The organism is Sphingobacterium shayense (assembly GCF_013179575.1).
Classification (GTDB): Bacteria; Bacteroidota; Bacteroidia; order Sphingobacteriales; family Sphingobacteriaceae; genus Sphingobacterium; species Sphingobacterium shayense.
This window is the reverse complement of record NZ_JABMCQ010000080.1, coordinates 1-17,823: the sequence shown is the minus strand read 5'-3', so window position 1 is coordinate 17,823 and position 17,823 is coordinate 1. Positions and strand designations below refer to the sequence as shown.

12 protein-coding genes are annotated in these 17,823 nt (G+C 39.0%); 7 read left to right on the top strand and 5 right to left on the bottom strand.

Annotation, left to right across the window (positions count from 1 at the left end):
* Together HP439_RS10890 and nrdF are read left to right on the top strand one after the other, a co-directional pair.
* Window positions 1-887 (top strand): ribonucleotide reductase large subunit (locus tag HP439_RS10890; RefSeq protein WP_484592844.1); only part of this gene is annotated, 887 nt, incomplete at its 5' end.
* A 121-nt stretch (window positions 888-1,008) separates the two neighbouring features.
* On the top strand, window positions 1,009-1,992 hold the full coding sequence (gene nrdF / locus HP439_RS10885; protein ID WP_172390368.1) for a class 1b ribonucleoside-diphosphate reductase subunit beta: 984 nt from the start codon (window positions 1,009-1,011) through the stop codon (window positions 1,990-1,992).
* A gap of 205 nt (window positions 1,993-2,197) precedes the next feature.
* Here the strand turns inward: nrdF and HP439_RS10880 are convergent, their stop codons facing one another.
* The 3 genes from HP439_RS10880 to HP439_RS10870 all read right to left on the bottom strand — a co-directional run bounded on the left by HP439_RS10880 (window position 2,198) and on the right by HP439_RS10870 (window position 7,997).
* Window positions 2,198-3,829: a RagB/SusD family nutrient uptake outer membrane protein gene (locus HP439_RS10880; RefSeq protein ID WP_172390367.1), complete on the bottom strand. Its 1,632-nt coding sequence runs from the start codon at window positions 3,827-3,829 to the stop codon at window positions 2,198-2,200.
* 11 nt (window positions 3,830-3,840) lie between these two features.
* A complete protein-coding gene (locus HP439_RS10875) occupies window positions 3,841-6,879 on the bottom strand; it encodes a SusC/RagA family TonB-linked outer membrane protein (RefSeq protein ID WP_172390366.1) in 3,039 nt (1,012 codons plus the stop codon).
* A gap of 467 nt (window positions 6,880-7,346) precedes the next feature.
* A complete protein-coding gene (locus tag HP439_RS10870; RefSeq protein ID WP_172390365.1) occupies window positions 7,347-7,997 on the bottom strand; it encodes an HAD-IA family hydrolase in 651 nt (216 codons plus the stop codon).
* 156 nt (window positions 7,998-8,153) lie between these two features.
* Between HP439_RS10870 and HP439_RS10865 the strand changes: the two genes are divergently transcribed.
* The 4 genes from HP439_RS10865 to HP439_RS10850 are packed head-to-tail and all read left to right on the top strand — an operon-like array spanning window position 8,154 to window position 12,571.
* A complete protein-coding gene (locus HP439_RS10865) occupies window positions 8,154-8,765 on the top strand; it encodes a fumarylacetoacetate hydrolase family protein (protein WP_172390364.1) in 612 nt (203 codons plus the stop codon).
* 60 nt (window positions 8,766-8,825) lie between these two features.
* Window positions 8,826-10,550, top strand: coding sequence for a M23 family metallopeptidase (locus tag HP439_RS10860; RefSeq protein ID WP_172390363.1), 1,725 nt, complete (start codon window positions 8,826-8,828; stop codon window positions 10,548-10,550).
* A gap of 36 nt (window positions 10,551-10,586) precedes the next feature.
* Window positions 10,587-11,051, top strand: coding sequence for a thioredoxin-dependent thiol peroxidase (gene bcp, locus HP439_RS10855; RefSeq protein ID WP_172390362.1), 465 nt, complete (start codon window positions 10,587-10,589; stop codon window positions 11,049-11,051).
* Between the two features lie 50 nt (window positions 11,052-11,101).
* Window positions 11,102-12,571, top strand: coding sequence for a glycine--tRNA ligase (locus HP439_RS10850; RefSeq protein WP_172390361.1), 1,470 nt, complete (start codon window positions 11,102-11,104; stop codon window positions 12,569-12,571).
* A 106-nt stretch (window positions 12,572-12,677) separates the two neighbouring features.
* Here HP439_RS10850 and HP439_RS10845 read toward each other — a convergent pair whose 3' ends face one another.
* Both HP439_RS10845 and HP439_RS10840 read right to left on the bottom strand, forming a co-directional pair.
* Window positions 12,678-15,011: a glycoside hydrolase family 95 protein gene (locus HP439_RS10845; protein ID WP_172390360.1), complete on the bottom strand. Its 2,334-nt coding sequence runs from the start codon at window positions 15,009-15,011 to the stop codon at window positions 12,678-12,680.
* 11 nt (window positions 15,012-15,022) lie between these two features.
* Window positions 15,023-16,906 (bottom strand): alpha-L-fucosidase, encoded by a 1,884-nt coding sequence (locus HP439_RS10840; protein ID WP_172390359.1) that lies wholly within the window; start codon window positions 16,904-16,906, stop codon window positions 15,023-15,025.
* Window positions 16,907-17,356: 450 nt separating this feature from the next.
* Here HP439_RS10840 and tpx point away from each other — a divergent pair.
* Window positions 17,357-17,823: thiol peroxidase (gene tpx / locus HP439_RS10835; protein WP_172390358.1), on the top strand; the 467-nt coding region annotated here is incomplete at its 3' end.

Genomic DNA, 17,823 nt, shown 5'->3' with positions numbered 1-17,823 from the left:
GCATTTCATGTAACCTCGGATCATTGAACATTGCAACGGTAATGGACAATAAGCGTATTAAAGAGACTGTCAAAACAGCGATGCGCGCATTAACAGTTGTTACTGATGTGACAAACATTGAAATGGTTCCGACGATTGCAAAAGCGAATAAAGAATTACATTCCGTTGGCCTTGGAGCAATGAACCTACATGGGTATTTAGCAAAAAGCTTCATCATGTACGAATCTACAGAAGCTCTGGATTTTGCAAACACATTTTTCATGATGATGAATTATTATTCTTTGGAAGCATCTATGGAAATTGCAAAAGAAAGAAATGCCACCTTCACAGGATTTGAAAAATCGGCATATGCTGACGGAACGTATTTTAACCGTTATATCGACCGTGAATACACACCTACAACAGATAAAGTAAAGGAACTATTTGCAGAGGTTCACATTCCAACTAGCACTGATTGGGAAAACTTAAAAGCACAAGTACAAGAACATGGTATCTATCATGCTTACCGCCTAGCAATCGCTCCAAATCAGTCTACATCATATATTATGAATGCAACGGCATCAGTAATGCCTGTTGTTGATATAATTGAGGTACGTGAATATGGGGATAGCACAACCTATTATCCAATGCCATACCTCTCAAACGATAATTATTTTTACTTCAAGTCGGCGTATGACATGGACCAATATAAGGTCTTGAAATTAATATCAGTTATTCAAAGACATATTGATCAAGGTGTTTCAACAATCTTGCATACAAACTCGAAGGATTCCACAAGGGATCTTGCGAAGTATTACATCTATGCTCATAAACTTGGTTTAAAATCCTTGTATTATACTAGAACTCGGAAATCAACTGTAGAAGAGTGTATCTCTTGTTCAGCATAATATTAACACATTCAAGCAATTTGTCATACCAATTGCTTAGACATCGATCTCTGCACCGTCTGAAAATGAGGGGCAGAGATTTTTCATCAAATGTCATTTTTGACTTTTAACTTTTTTTGTCATGAAACAATTTACCGCCGTAAACTGGAACACACCAGACAATGATTACGTACTGATGTTCTGGGAACAGAATATCAGACAATTCTGGATAGATACTGAATATATTCCTTCAAAAGACATCGACAGCTGGAAAGGTCTGAGTTGGGATATGAAAGAATGCTACAAAAAAGCGCTAGGGGGATTAACTTTATTGGATACCCTTCAAAGCCATACAGGTATGCCTAAAATTATCGATCATATCGATTCTCTCCAAAACAAAGCCGTATTATCGTACATGTGTATGATGGAAGCAATCCATGCCAAATCATACTCAACAATTTTCACTACAGTCTCGACAACCAACGAGATTAACGATGTATTTGGTTGGGTAAAAGAGAATAAATTCTTACAATATAAGGCCTCTACTATTGACAAATATTATCGTGCTATTGATAAAGAAAACGTCACCGATGAAGAGCTATTCATGGCCTTGGCTGCCTCGGTATTATTGGAATCATTCTTATTTTACTCCGGATTTTTCTTACCTCTTTGGTTATGTGGTCAAGGACAAATGGTGGCATCAGCGGACATCATCAAAAAAATTATTGCAGACGAGTCGATTCATGGTGTTTTTGTAGGTCTAATCGCACAGGAAGTTTTCGATCGTCTCCCAAACAAGACTGAAGTTAAAGATCGCTTTATGACGCTATTAAACGACTTATACGAAAACGAAATTAAATATACAGAGGAGCTTTATACAGTGGTAGGCCTAACCGCAGAAGTTAAGGAATACGTGCGTTATAATGGGAATAAGGCATTAATGAATTTAGGATTCGATCCAGTATTTGAAGTCAAACAAGTAAACCCCATTGTTTTAAACGGCTTAAATACAGAAACTACGCAGCACGATTTCTTCTCTAAAAAATCAACTAACTACGAGAAATCTATGGAGATAGTTCACCTAATGGACGATGATTTCAAAATGGATGCAACTGTCGAGGTATAAATGTTGTTTACCGAAAAGAATAAAAATGCGGTTATGTTAGAAACATAACCGCATTTTTATTCTTATATTCCCGAGAGAACTTCGCTTTTAATCCGATATATTATATTGTTGCTCGTTAAAAGGGAAGTTCAATCAGAGAATTGACCTTCCCTTTAGGATTAATTTTTAGACATGTTTACTCTAATCATCAGTTGCATTCAAGCTTTTAATACCCTGGGTTTTGCACCAAGTTCGGATTAATCGCGAGTTGATTTTGAGGAATGGGAAACAATTCTAAATTTGGATCGTTTGTAGCTTTATGATCCCACCAAGAACCTGTCGTAAACTTTCCAAAACGAATTAAATCTTGACGGCGCTTACCTTCGAAAATGAATTCTCTACCTCGTTCAGCGAGTAATTCGTCCATAGTTAAAGTTCCACTTGTATACTTAGCCTTCGCCCAATCTGCTGCCGCAAATGCTCGCTTACGAGACTCGTTTATTAATTCTACAGCTTCCGCATTAGCTACACCATTATTTTTACGCATAATGGCTTCGGCTTTGTTAAAATAAATCTCAGTTAATCGGTAAATAATATAATCGTTCTCTTGATAATTTTCATCGGATAAAGTCCCTGATTTATACTTATTAAATCGCGCACCTGAATTTTCTTCTCCTTCGGCCATTGAACCTTCAGACGTCAAATCTCCTTCACTTTCTCGCCGTATCGAATTCACGTACTCAAATGGTTGTCCATTCCATTCCTCTGTTCCTTTAACCTGAGTTTTAGTTCCATATTTATACTGCGGACCAAATAGAAACCAATCTTTCTTACGAAGGTCGTTCGCTGCATAGGCATCAAATGCAGACGGAATTACTACAAATGCGTTCCAACCGCCGTAACCGACATTTAAAACTTCCTTTATATTATCGTAACCCATAAAAAAACCGCCCCAATCGAAGGTAAATCCTGCTTTTCTACTAAACTGGAACTGAAACAAAGACTCCGAGTTCGCTGAGTTTAAATTAGAGAATAATTCATTAATATCTTTGGCTAGTGTAGGGGTACCACCGATACCGCCAGCATCTCCGGAAATAATCTTATCACACGCAGCGATACAATCATCCCAGCGGGCAGTTCCACTCCATTTCTCTGCATTTATATACAATTCGGCCAACATAGCATAACCCGCTGCTCTAGAAACTTGACCGATTGTCTCGGCATCCGTTAATGGAAGTAGATCCACGTTGTCTTTAATTTCTTGCTCAGCAAATGCGAAAACTTCCGCTCTAGGTTTGGTCTCAGGATTTACCGTTTCTGCCACTGTGGTGGCAATAGGTACATTCCCCCATTGATCCATAATTTTGATATAATGAAAAGCACGTAACACTTTTAATTGAGCAAGAACTTCAGCTTTTTCTTCTTCGGTCAAATCGATCCCTTCAACATTAAGAGATTCAATATCCCTAATTGCAGCATTGACATAACCAACACCTCCCCACAGAAGTTCCCAGTTCCCTTTCATACGATTTTCGTTGTCATTCCAGGTATGATAATGTAACCTAAAATGGTCTCCTCCGTCATATCCATGCTTTCCTTTTTGCGGCCATGCAATCTGATCAGCACTTGCTTCACCATGATAGTAATAGCCATTTTGCCCTGTAGGCGCAAGCCAGGCCTGCATATGGGTAAATGGCCTTAAGGCAGCTTGCTGCACTTCCAGTTTATTTTTATAAAAATTATCTTTATTCAAATCGCTGTATAAAGTTTCGTCTAAATTTGTACAGCTTGTTATCATCGTTGCTGAGATCACCATACTTGATGCTACAGCAAATATATTCGTAGTTTTAAAATTCATTATTTATTTGCTTAAAATCCCACATTTAGACCAATTGACCAAGATTTCGTTCTTGGATAAAAGCCCCTCCAATCTATGCCTGCATCAAAGCCTGTATCCTTGATTTCCGGATCTAGTCCCGAATAGCCGGTAATTGTTGCGATATTTCTTCCGGTAACATACACATACAAATTACGTACATAGTCATTATTCATTTTGAAATTATAACCAAGAGTGACGTTGTCTAGCTTCACAAAACTTCCATTTTCTAAATAATAATCCGAATACTGCGGGTCATCATTTAGCTGACCATGGGTAGTGAATGCATCCTCCAAAACATTGTTTGGTAACCATTTCTTGTTCGCAAAATACATTTGTGGTGTATTTAGGATATCAAATTGGAATTTTCCTCTAAAAAATATCGATAGATCAAATCCCTTGTAGGTAAATCTGTTCCCTAAAGACATTTGATACTTAGGTACACCGTTTCCAATATAGGTTAAATCGTCATTATTCATTTCACCAGCAAGGCCCGTGGTACCATCAGCCTTATAGAAAAGCCATTTTCCCTCGTCGCTGATTCCAGCAAATCTTTTTCCATAAAATGAACCCAGTTCAGTCCCCTCTTCTAAGCGGATAGCGCTACCAAGGTTTCCTGGCGAAGGAAGCCCTCCGAACTCCAGATAATCGGACTTGAAGATATCACTTGAAAGTTTAGTAAGTTTATATTTTTGATAACTTCCTGTGAAATCTATCGTCCAAGAAAATTCTTCCCTTTGCATTGCGGTAGCAGACAATTGCAGTTCGATACCTTTATTGTTAACAGCACCTACGTTCGTAAAAATACCCCCAGACAAATAGCTTGGCATCTGCGCAGTGTAATCGAATAATAAATCTTTCGTATTTCTATTATATAAGTCTAATGCACCGGTGATTTTATTATTAAACAAGCCAAAGTCAAATCCTAGATTCCATTCCTCTTTTTGCTCCCAGCGTAAATCTGGATTTGGGTTATTTTTTGGCCCATACGTTTGATAATAAACCCCATTTTGCGGGTAAACACCACCAGTCCCTAATGTGATGAGGGATTGGTAATTTCCTATATCCTGGTTCCCCGTTACCCCGTAACCTAGACGAATTTTTAAATCATTTACGACGTCTTTATTGGTAAAGAAGTCCTCATTCGTGATTGTCCACCCCGCAGAGATAGCGGGGAAATTACCCCATTTGTTATTGACCCCAAAACGAGAAGACCCCTCTCTACGCAAAATACCGGTAACGAAATACTTATCGTTAAAATTATAGTTGACTCGTCCAAAAAACGCAATTAAGGTATTATCTTCCTTAAATGATCCCATTCCCGGTCGTGGTAATTTATCATTTGTTAATGCCGTTCCAGATCCTAGGTTCCAATCTAGGAATCCGTCCGTCGTAAACCCGTTATTATTAGCCTCAAAATTTTCTAAGGTGTGGTATTGGTAACTATACCCCAGTAGTCCGGTTACATGATGTTTTTCGTTAAAAGTCTTATTGTAATCAAGCATCGTCTCAAACGTCTTCGTCCACTCCAAAAAATTCCCTTTATAAGCATACCCCATACCTTGGTAATCAGACGTAGGTCTTTGATCCCAATCTAAGGTTGAGCGGTATCTTCTATCGTTATAATTATCTCGAACATACGAGCCGAAACCTGTCCAACTTAGCTCGTCTAGTATCTTTACCTTTACTCGCGCATCCGCTGAAAAGGTCTGTTGATCTCTTTCGTCCGTACGGTATGCATATCTACTCAACGGGTTATAATTGTTATAGGCTTGCGTTTGATAAAAAGAACCGTCTTCGCTATATAAAGGAGCTGTCGGATTTCGTTGAACTGCTTGTTCAAAATCTGGCACATTACCGTTATCATCCGCTTTACCACCAAGTAGGTTCGCCTTATTAAAGTTCCCCGCCATGTTCATATCGAATGTTAATCGATCTTGCAACCCAGTTTGCGAAAAACTCATTCTACCACCAAATTGCTTTTTACCATTTTCAAGGGCAATACCATTGGCATCTTCATAATTTAAAGATACCCGGTAATGAGAGTTCTCCCCCGAACCTGATGCGGCAAAATTATGAAAATGTGAAAAGTTATTTTTATCTACTAATTCATCAAAAAGATCTGTTGACGCCCCGAAATCCTCCTTATCAGAAATATCTCCACTTGCAATGCGATCTCGAAACTGGGATGCAGAAAGCATATTGGGTTTTCTTGCCACAAATTCACGTTGACCATAAGTGAAATATTCAAACTGCGGCTTAGCTCCCCCCTTTCCTTTCTTAGTTGTAACTAAAATTACTCCGTTATTTCCGCGTGTGCCATAAATTGCCGCCGCAGAACCATCTTTCAATACGTCTATCGACTCGATATCACCTTGTTTAACGAGATCCAGGTTACCTCCTGGGATACCATCGATAACAACCAAAGGACTGAGCGAACCTTTTACCGAACTCATACCTCGCAATTGAATTCCGGTACCAGAATTTGGATTACTACCGTGCTGACGCGTTATATTTAATCCGGCAACTTTACCTTGAATAAGTTCTAAAGGATTACGCATCCCTCCTTTATTAAAATCTTCCTCTTTCACGGAAGCGACAGCTGAGGTAATTTCTTTTTTCTTTTGTGTACCATAGCCCACAACTACAACTTCATCTAATGATTCGCCTGCAGCGGTTAGGGAAAAATTAAGAGTTGAAGAAGTTACCGGCAATTCGATACTTTCGTAACCAATAAAAGAGGCAACAAGAACCTGCCCTTTGCCGGCAGTTATCGAAAATGCGCCATTCCGATCCGTTTGTACTGCCTCGGTGGTTCCTTTAATACTAATAGTTGCGCCTGTAACTGGTGCTCCTGTTTCACTATCTGTTACCTTCCCTTTTACGACCTCTTGTTGAGGCTTGTTAAAGGAAATCAGGGGTAGAGAGACCACATTACCGGTGCTAGCATGCCCATAGCTTGTAGCTAATAAAGCAAACGAAAGCGCCCATAATTTGCTCTTCCTGCATTTAAATTTGTGTGAGTTCCACATAATAGTTGTCGTTTATTATCAATTGTAGTTTAGCTAAAACGTTTTATTAAAAGGTTTATAAAAAATACGTTTAACTCGCAATAATGCGGGCCAATTCGTCTTTTCAATAATTATAATTTAACACTAATTAACAGAAAATATTTACAACGTCAAACTTTTTAAGAAAAAGAAGGAGATATTAAATCAATTTAGCAGCGCAAATACAGGGAAAACAAGGATGTCCAAAAAAGAATTATAAAAACAGAGGTGCTAAGGTTAAAAATAATTAAACACAAAAACAACTAAATAAATATTTGATTTATAGAGTAGTTATGAATACAACATTGTCAGAATACGTTGATTTAAACAGCCGAAAATGAAAAATTAAATATGTATAGACAACTAAAATTTTTAAAAATTGAAATTATCCAAAAAATGGAGTTAATGTAACTACACCAAGAGATGCAACGGAGTGATGTTCGACAAATCTAAAAGAGGATCTGATAAACTTCCTCTAAGGAACTGACCAAATATGGTGCATTTGCAAGCCGTGGAATTTCGACCTTTTGAGAGGAAACAGCAATACATGTTAATCCGGCTTCTTGCGCAGATTTTAAACCGGTGGAGGTATCTTCTATTGCAATAATCTCATTTACCGGCAGGGATAGGGTTTGCACGGCTTGCAGATAGGGTTCGGGGTTGGGTTTCGCATTGATGACTTTCTCACGGGTGACAAAAAAATCGAAATAGTCTAATAAGCCGTGGTAACCAAGAACTGTGTCTACAGTAGTTTGATAGCTGGAAGTTACAAGTGCAATCCGTTTTCCAGCTTGTTTCAGGTTCATAAGAATCTCATTTGCGTACGGCATTAGTTCGATTGTCGTCATATCCGCCTTCGCGTAATTAGCTCTTGTTTGTGTCCACATGAAATCCTCATTTGTATCAATCCCCCATTTCTCTTTAAGTAAGCCGACATTACGAACTAATGTGTGTCCTGCAAAATGTTCCAGCCAACAATCGAAATTGATATTTAATTTATAATGATCTAAAAGAATTGGCTGCCAATTTTTAAAATAGAAATATTCGGAATTAATTAATGTTCCGTCGAGATCGAAGAGTACTGCTTTAATATTTTTCACGGTTTAAACATACAGAATTTATACACAATTCCCATACGACGGGGAGGTAAGCGTCTTCCCTATCAATTCAACGTCAGCCAGCAGACCCAGGTTTAGGAGCCCTTGTTGAGCTTGGGATTCCCTACAATAATCAGTAAGTTTGTTAAAAACAACGAAATGAAAATAATTGCAGTAGGCAGAAACTATATCAACCATGCCAAGGAATTGAACAACCCTGTGCCGACAGAACCGGTTATTTTTATGAAGCCGGATACCGCGATTTTAAAGGACGACAAAGATTTTTATTACCCCGAGTTTTCAAATGATGTGCATTATGAAGTCGAAATTGTTGTACGCATTTGCAATGAGGGAAAACACATCGCGCCGAAATTCGCACACAAATATTACGACGCCATTGGTCTTGGAATAGATTTTACTGCACGCGACTTACAAGCTAGGCAAAAAGAACGCGGACTACCCTGGGAGCTAGCAAAATCTTTCGATCATTCTGCAGTAGTGAGTCCCTTTATTCCCAAAGTAAATTTTCCAAATGTAGAAGAAATCGAATTTTCATTAACTAAAAATGGTAGTACGGTACAGATTGGAAATACAAAAAATATGATATTCAATATCGATAGGCTTTTAATTTATATCTCCAAATATATCACTTTGCGTAAAGGCGACTTAATCTTTACCGGAACACCCGAAGGTGTCGGTCCAGTATCCATTGGGGACAAACTTGAAGGGTTTATCGCAGAAAAAGCAATGTTTAGTTGTCAAATAAAATAAAAATAGTAGACCATAGATTGAAATAAGAAACTTAAGATCAATCTATCTAAAACACTGTTAATGAAAAAACACAAAGCTTTATTTTTTGCCCTAGGTTTAACTGTTGCCTCACTTTACGCACAGGAAAAAAATATAATTACCACTCGAAATTATCCTCAAGGCTACTTTAGGAACCCTCTGAATATAGCGATGGACGCCTCTGGGACTTTTGGGGAGTTACGTTCTACGCATTTTCATGCTGGTGACGATTACAGAACACAGCAACGAATTGGCTTACCGTTGCACGCCGCTGCCGAAGGATACGTCTCTCGAGTCCGTGTACAAATTGGGGGAGGAGGTAACTCGGTTTATATTGATCATCCAAATGGATATACCACCGTTTATTTACACATGGACAGTTTTAACGATGCATTAACTAATATCATCCGTGTAGAACAATACAAACAACAGCGTTTTGATGTCGATGTGATCTTGAAGCCAGGACAAATAAAATTAACGAAAGGGCAACTCATCGGAAAAGCAGGAAATACCGGAGGCTCCGCCGGACCGCATCTCCACTTCGAAATTCGTGATACAAAAACACAGCATCCACTAAATCCTCAACTATTTGGTCTACGTTTCAAAGATAGCTACGCCCCAACAATTAGTGGCTTAATGGTTTATGATTTGAACAACCATATCTTCAACGAACACACACCTAGACAAGCACTTACCGTAAAAGCGCTTCAAGGTCATCGTTACGTAGTCAATTCTTCCGGGCCAATACCTGTCAAAGGAAAATTCGGATTTGGTATTTCGAGTGTAGACAGACATCGCGCCGGAGGATTTAAAAATGGCGTTTATTCAATCGAACTTTTCATAGACGGAACTGCTAAATCGACAATACTTTTCGAGGAACTTGATTTTAATACATCTCGTGGGATCCACTCCTACATAGACTACCCCTACTGGAAAAAAACGAAAGTAAAGTATCAAAAAAGCTTCAAGGATCCGGGCAATGCGATTGATATCTTTAATCATATAGACAATCAGCAGGGTATAATTAGTTTGACGGAGAACAAAATTTATCAAGTAAAATATGTCGTAAAAGACGTCCAAGGAAATTGTAGCGAGCTGAACTTTGCGATTAAAAATACTGTAGCGAATGACGCACTTGAAGAAATTCGAGGAAAAACTATTTTTTCCTACGATACTGACAATAGCTTTAAGAACGAAAGTGTAGAAGTAAACATTCCAAAAGGTTCCTTATACGGTGATGTAGATTTTAAATATGCCACGGCAACACAGGTAGCAGGTAGTTATTCATTAACACATAAAATACATAACAACCTCACGCCGATATTCTCTGCGTATAATTTACGGATCAAACCAACGAATCTCCCTCCCCATCTGCAAGATAAAGCATTAATAGCTTCAGCAGAAAACGGCTCTGAAGGAGGACGCTACGAAGACGGATGGGTAGTTGTCAATACGCGAAATTTCGGAAACTTCTATGTTACAGTAGATACGATAGCTCCAACAATTACCCCCCGTAACCTTACGAATGGCAAAAATGTTAAGGCACAGTCAAAAATCGACTTTACGATAAGGGACAATTTCTCTGGAATTCAATCTTTCAATGGATATATTGATGGTAAATGGGTCCTAATGGAATATGATTCAAAAAATCGACATCTATGGCATAAGTTCGATAGCTCGCTAACCAAAGGAACCCATAATTTTAAATTGACTGTAAAGGACTGGAAAGATAACGAAAAAGTATATCAAGTTTCCTTCACTCGTTAGCTTACGGAATTTTACAACTTTATTAATTACAAAAACATGACAGAATTAAGTGTAGGCGACAAAGCTCCCGAAATAAACGCTAAAAATCAGATGGGAGAAACAATAAAACTTTCCGATTTTCAAGGTAAAAAAGTAATTCTTTATTTTTACCCTAAAGATAATACACCGGGTTGCACAACCGAAGCATGTAACTTTAGGGACAACTATCAATCTCTTTTAAAAGATGGATTCGAAGTACTCGGCGTTAGCATCGATAGCGAGCAATCCCATCAAAAATTTATCGCCAAATTTGAGCTCCCATTCAATTTGCTTTCTGATGGAGACCAAAAGATTGTAAATGATTATGGCGTGTGGGTGGAGAAAAACATGTACGGTCGCAAATACATGGGTACTTCTCGCACCACATTCATCATCAACGAAGATGGAATCATTGCCCACATTGTGAAAAAAGTAGACAATAAAAATGCGTCCCAACAAATTAAAGAACTGTACACAAAATAACTAGACTGTATTTTTCTGTTATCTAAAGTCTAATATATATATTTGCCATTATGAGCAAGCAAACAGACGATTTTTTCAAAAATATCATATCACACGCTAAAGAATACGGTTTTGTATTCCCTTCTAGTGAAATTTATGACGGACTGAGCGCCGTCTACGATTATGGTCAATTAGGTTCTGAATTAAAAAACAATTTAAAGACCTATTGGTGGAAATCAATGATCCAGCTGAATGAGAATATAGTTGGTATTGACGCCGCGATTTTCATGCATCCTACTACTTGGAAAGCCTCTGGCCACGTCGATGGTTTCAACGATCCAATGATAGACAACAAGGATTCTAAAAAACGATACCGCGCGGATCAATTAATTGAAGACAAAATTGATCGTTATCAGAAAGATGGTAAAACGGATAAGGCAGATAAGCTACAAAAAGATCTCGATGATGCCTTAAATGCAGACGATCTCATACGTCTGAAGGGTATCATAGAAGAACACAATATCGTTTGCCCAATTTCGGGAACAAAAAACTGGACTGATGTCCGCCAGTTTAACCTAATGTTCGCCACACAAATGGGTGCTATGGCTGACGGGGCTGAACAAGTATTTCTTCGTCCAGAAACCGCTCAAGGTATATTCGTAAATTTCCTAAACGTTCAAAAAACTGGGCGAATGAAAATTCCTTTTGGAATTGCCCAGATCGGGAAAGCTTTCCGTAACGAAGTGATCGCACGTCAATTTATCATGCGTATGCGTGAATTTGAACAAATGGAAATGCAATTTTTTGTGCGTCCAGGTTCAGAATTGGAGTGGTATGAAAAATGGAAAGAAACACGCTTGAAATGGCATTTAGCTTTAGGTTCGAATCAAGCGAAATATCGCTTCCATGATCATGTAAAACTAGCACACTATGCAAATGCTGCAGTAGATATCGAATACGAATTTCCTTTTGGATTCAAAGAGGTCGAAGGTATACATTCGCGTACCGATTTCGATTTAAAACAACATCAAACATTCTCGAAAAAGAAAATTCAATATTTCGATCCCGAGATAAACCAAAATTATACACCCTACGTAATTGAAACTTCTATTGGATTAGACCGGCTTTTCTTAACGGTTCTCGCAAACTCTCTAGTTGAAGAGGATCTCTCGACAGAAGACAAGAAAGACTCTCGCGTAGTATTGAAATTTCACCCCACAATTGCGCCTGTCAAAGCAGCCATTTTACCTCTAACAAAAAAGGATGGCCTTCCTGACAAAGCGCGCGAAATTATGTCGAAGTTAAAATTTGACTTCAATCTACAATATGACGAAAAAGACGCCATCGGTAAACGTTATCGTCGTCAAGATGCAATAGGTACTCCTTTCTGTATTACAGTAGATTATCAAACATTAGAAGATAATACGGTGACAATCCGCCACCGCGACAGTATGGAACAAGAACGTGTATCTGCCTCTGATCTTAGCAAAATCATTGGCGATCTTACTAGTTGGAATAATGTATTAGAAAAGCTGACGTAGTTAGCCTCTTACGATAATGTATACAAGGAGCGCCATCTATAAGTAGAACTTTAGATGGCGCTTTCTTTCAGGATGCCCTTTTAAAAGAGAGTAAGACGTACTAATACTAAATCATCTCCGAGAGTCGCTTTCCATTAACAAGTAAATCCACTTTCGAACCCTTCTTTCCTTTTATGTTATAATCAACAACTTTGCCGTCTTCCCAAATAATATCAATCGTATAATTTCCCCGAGCTTTCAAACCGCTTACTCGGCCACTCTTCCAAGCAGAAGGTAAGGCGGGTAACAAATGAATGTAGCCATCATGTGATTGTATCAACATTTCAGCTATTCCTGCCGAGCCTCCGAAATTCCCATCGATCTGAAATGGAGGATGTGCACAGAATAAGTTTGGATACGTTCCGGCTCCGCCTCCCTCATAGGTAAGGTTATCCGTAAACGCAGGTTTTAAAAGTTGTCTTAATATTTCTAAGGAGCGATTGCCGTCATGAAGACGTGCCCAAAATAATATCTTCCAAGCACGTGACCAACCTGTACCTTCATCTCCACGAGCCTCTAAAGTTTTTTTTGCGGCATCCGCCCATTCTGGCGTACTTACAGGTGAAATGAAGTGGGCAGGGTACAAACCATATAAATGAGAGACATGCCTATGTTTCGGCTCTGCTTCTTGGTAATCTTCTAGCCATTCCATGACACGACCAGACTCACTAACCACAACCGGTGGCGCAATGTCTTTAAGCTGTTCGGTAAGTTTCAGAATAAATGGATCATTTAATCCCAAGATTTTATTTGCCTCAATCACCGATTCATAAAGCTCTCGAACGATTTGGTTATCGATAGTCGGCCCCATGACAACAGCAGTGGTCTTACCATTTGCCATTTTAAAACTATTCTCAGGAGATACAGATGGTGCCGTAACCCACCATCCGGTTTTAGAGTCCTTAATCAAGGTAGCATGATAAAATTCCGCTGCCCCTTTCAAGACCGGGTAAACGTTCGCTAAATATGACTTATCTCTAGTAAACAAAAAATGTTCCCACAGGTGATTGCAAAGCCAGCCGGAGGCAGTACTTGCTCCCCATGATGCATGCTCTCCAGGCGCAGTATAACCCCAAACATTTGTCATCATGTATACAACCCAACCCGGCGCGTTATAATATGCCTTCGCTGTCTTCTCTCCCTCTTTTGCCAGCCTTTTTATCATATCGATAAAAGGAAGGTGGTACTCAGATAGATTGCTTACTTCTACCCCCCAGTGATTCATTTGTGCATTAATATTCAAATGATAATCCCCATTCCATGGCGTTTGGATCTGATGAGCCCATAGCCCTTGCAAATTGGGGGGAAGCGCATTCGGATGGTAGGGAGCAGTACTACTGATACTTAGGTAACGTCCAAATTGAAAATACAAAGCAGCAAGCCCGTTATCTTTTTCAGGGTGTTTATAAAAATTTGCTATTCGCTTATCTGTAGTAAAAGATTCATTTTCAGCAATACCTTGTAATTCTAGGGAAACACGATCAAATTTTTCACCGAAGGATTTTTGATGCGCTAAAAGCAGACTACTAAAAGATCTATTTTTTAGTTTATCAAGTTCTTGATCATTGGTCTGCGCCGGCGATCCACCATAATAATCGGTCGAGGCCACGAAAAAAATCAAAACTTGATCAGCTCCTTTGATTAAAACTTGATTATCATATACTTGTTTTCTCCCTCCGGTTGCTACTATTTTTACTTTTCCCGCAAACTGTAACCCTTGTCCTCCTTTTCCATCGGGGAGAGCTCCTGTCCAACTTATAAACTCTTCATTAACTTGTATATTAGCTATATTTTCATCGCGATAAAAATGTGTCGCAAATGTTATAGCGCTCTTCTTATTCGCAGTCAGCCGAATAACGCCGACATTTCCATTAAAGGATGTAAAATACTCTCGGAGATAAGAAATGCCCTCTGCATCAAATGACGTTGTTGCAAGGGCGTCCTTTAAATTCAATGTCCGTTTATAATTTTTTACATTGCCCGGGATAGTGTGCAAAAAATTCAAAAAACCAAAATTCTGAAAACTTCCGTATGGTGCGTTCGCTCCGTTCCCTGATCCTGATCCTACTCCCTCACAAACGAAATTTTTATTAACTAAGGTTTCTGCCAAATCATTTTTGCCACTAAGCAAGAGTTTTTGAATTTCCTCAACGCTTTTATAAGCATCGTAATTATTTGGATCCTGAGGGCTCCCGGACCACATTGAGATTTCATTTAAAACGATCGATTCGTCCTCGATCTTTCCGTTCGGCATCATTCCTATTAAGCCATTGCCAAGGGGGAGCGTCTCTTCCCATCGTTCCGCAGGTTTGTCATACCACATCGTCAACTCTTGTGCATTAACTACGCTACAAACTAGCGATAAGAAAACTAGGCATGCGGTAATTTTCGTTATATTCATCTAAAATTGGGTTATTTATAAAGTACAAACTTTCCTACAATATTAGGAGAGTTCACGCTCTCGATTGCTTTAAATTTGATGTATTTCTGCCCTATAGTATTAAAGTTTATCCGCTGCGCCACCGGGTTCGCCCGTATATTAGAAAATTCTCCAATCACGATTGACTTCCATTTATTTCCGTCATCACTAGTCATTACCTCATATTTCAAAACTGTACCTTTTGTTTCTCTCACTGAATCAGGCACATAGTTTAAGGCAGTAATCGACTGATTAAGCTCAAAAACTATTTCCTGCTTTGCGTCTTCTAAGGAGACGAATAAATGTCCGTTTGCATCTATACCTCTGGACAGATCTTTCAATCCCGCTACCGTATATTGATTGGATGGTAATTCGATTATACCTGCCTCCTCATTATTAAAAGAGAAATCTTCATCGAACTCTTTAAATAAGCCGAAATCACTTAGAGCAGGCGCAACAGGCGCATACAAAGTAATTTTCAATTTTGATGTTACAACCGGTTCCTCCAATTTTATCAACCTTGTAGAGCCAATACTCGTCGCGTTCGTAAGCGGCTCCCAGTTGCCTTTATGGAGGATCTCTACCTTCACGCTATCGATTCGTTGCCCCAACTTAATATTTTCACGAAAACGAATGAGATCAAACTCTTGCTCTTTTGAAAGTGTAATTTCTAACTCCGGATTAAGTACATTATCATCGGAAGCATAATAGGAATATCGGTCATTATCCAATAAATTCTTGGTAGAGAAAGCCGCTGAATTAGCTCTAACATTGGAAGCATCTATTTTCGCACCTTTAGCTAAGTTTATGGCAAATGTCTTTTCTATCTTACGCCCGAAAGCCTTTAGTGATTTGACATCGTTTTCATGCAAATGCCCTTCAGGCATCGGAGCGAGACCAAGATTCATATTTGCTCCACGGCCAACAGACTTAAGGTAGATTTCAAAAAGTTGATTAGGAGTTTTGACTTCGTTGTTTTGATCCTGATGATAAAACCATCCCGGTCTTTGAGGAACGTCACATTCCGCAGGAATCCAATACTTTCCATTCCTGGTTCCCGAAGGAGAGTTGGAATAATCGGAGTCTCCTGGAACAGCGGGTCTGCCTTCTATTCCTTTTGGAGTAAACGTTGCCCAACTCGTTTCGGCAGCAAAACCTTTTTCATTCCCCACCCACCGCATGTCAGGACCAACGTCCGAGAAGATCATTGCCATCGGCTGGTTTTCACGGACAATAGGCCACGTTTTATCTTCCCATTGATAATATGTAGTCCGATTTATAGTCCTCTTTTCGTTCTTTCCACCGTAATATCCGTCTCCCCCGTTCGCTCCATCATGCCAAGAGGTAAATAGTGGGCCATAATTAGTCATGAGTTCGGTTAGTTGTTTCTGATAAGCGCTAACGTATGCAGGGCTTCCATATCGAATATCGTTACGATCCCAGGCTGACAAATAAACACCAAAGGCTAATCCCGCTTCTGTAGAGGCAATCATAAATTCTTTTACCATATCGCCTTTTCCGTTTTTCCAAGGGGAACTCATAATACTGTAACTCGTTGTCGCAGTCGGCCATAAGCAGAAACCGTCATGGTGTTTAGCTACAGATATGAGACCTTTGAAACCTCCTGACTTGGCCGCTTCAGCGATTTGCTTAGCATCAAAATTAGAAGGATTGAAAATCTCTGGATCAGCGTCGCCATACCCCCATTCTTTGTTCTGAAATGTAGTGGGAGTATAGTGTATTAGACAGTATGTTTCCATTTCATGCCAACGAAGTTGCCGTTCCGAAGGCAGAGCACCATAGGGTTCAGGAGCCCGTTGAGCAAGAAGCAAACTTGGAAACAGGAGGATCCCTAATAAAAATTTAGATTTAATCATGTTTACATAATATAAGAGGTGAAAATAACAAATCGAAGTGATACTTTTTCACCGGTGAGTTTTATTGTCACACAAATTTTATATTAATCGTCGTTTTTCGAACACGGCAAATAAAATATAACTACCTTAATATGAGTTGTTAATACTCAATACTAAAATATAATAACAGACACATTTAAGTAAATACGCAACGGCGTGAGCGAACAATAGATAAATTCATAAGAATATCTAACGTACTTGCGGCATCCTCCAAAGCCATATTCCCAATCTAAAAAGAAGATCATTTCGTTAATAGAATAACAATGCATTTGAGGGACATTATACTCTATCGGTAGAAAAATGTTAACAGAGAAACAGAAAAAAAATTTGGTTAATTAGAAAGATAGACCTTAACCTGTGAGACTTCGTTTAAATTTCGTACCTTAAATTCATTATTCAAAATTTAAAACAATGGCAACTATTAAATTTAAAGGTTCTCCCGTTAATACACAAGGTAATCTCCCTTCTGTGGGTTCCGCAGCACCTAGTTTTAACTTAACTACCGGCGATCTTTCTGAAAAAAGCTTAAACGATTTTAAAGGTAAAAAAGTAGTGTTAAATATCTTCCCTAGTGTAGATACTGGAACATGTGCCGCATCGGTCCGAAAATTCAACGAGAAAGTCTCAGCCCTAGAAAACACGGTCGTTCTATGCATTTCCCGTGATTTACCTTTCGCACAAGGTCGCTTTTGCGCGGCTGAAGGGCTGGAGAATGTGATCATGCTTTCCGAATATAAAGACAGTAATTTTTCTGACGCTTATCAGGTACGTTTCACAGACGGTCCATTAGCGGGTTTGCTAAGCCGTTCAGTGGTTGTTGTTGACGAGAACGGAAACGTTAGCTACACGGAACAAGTTGCAGAAACTACCGAAGAACC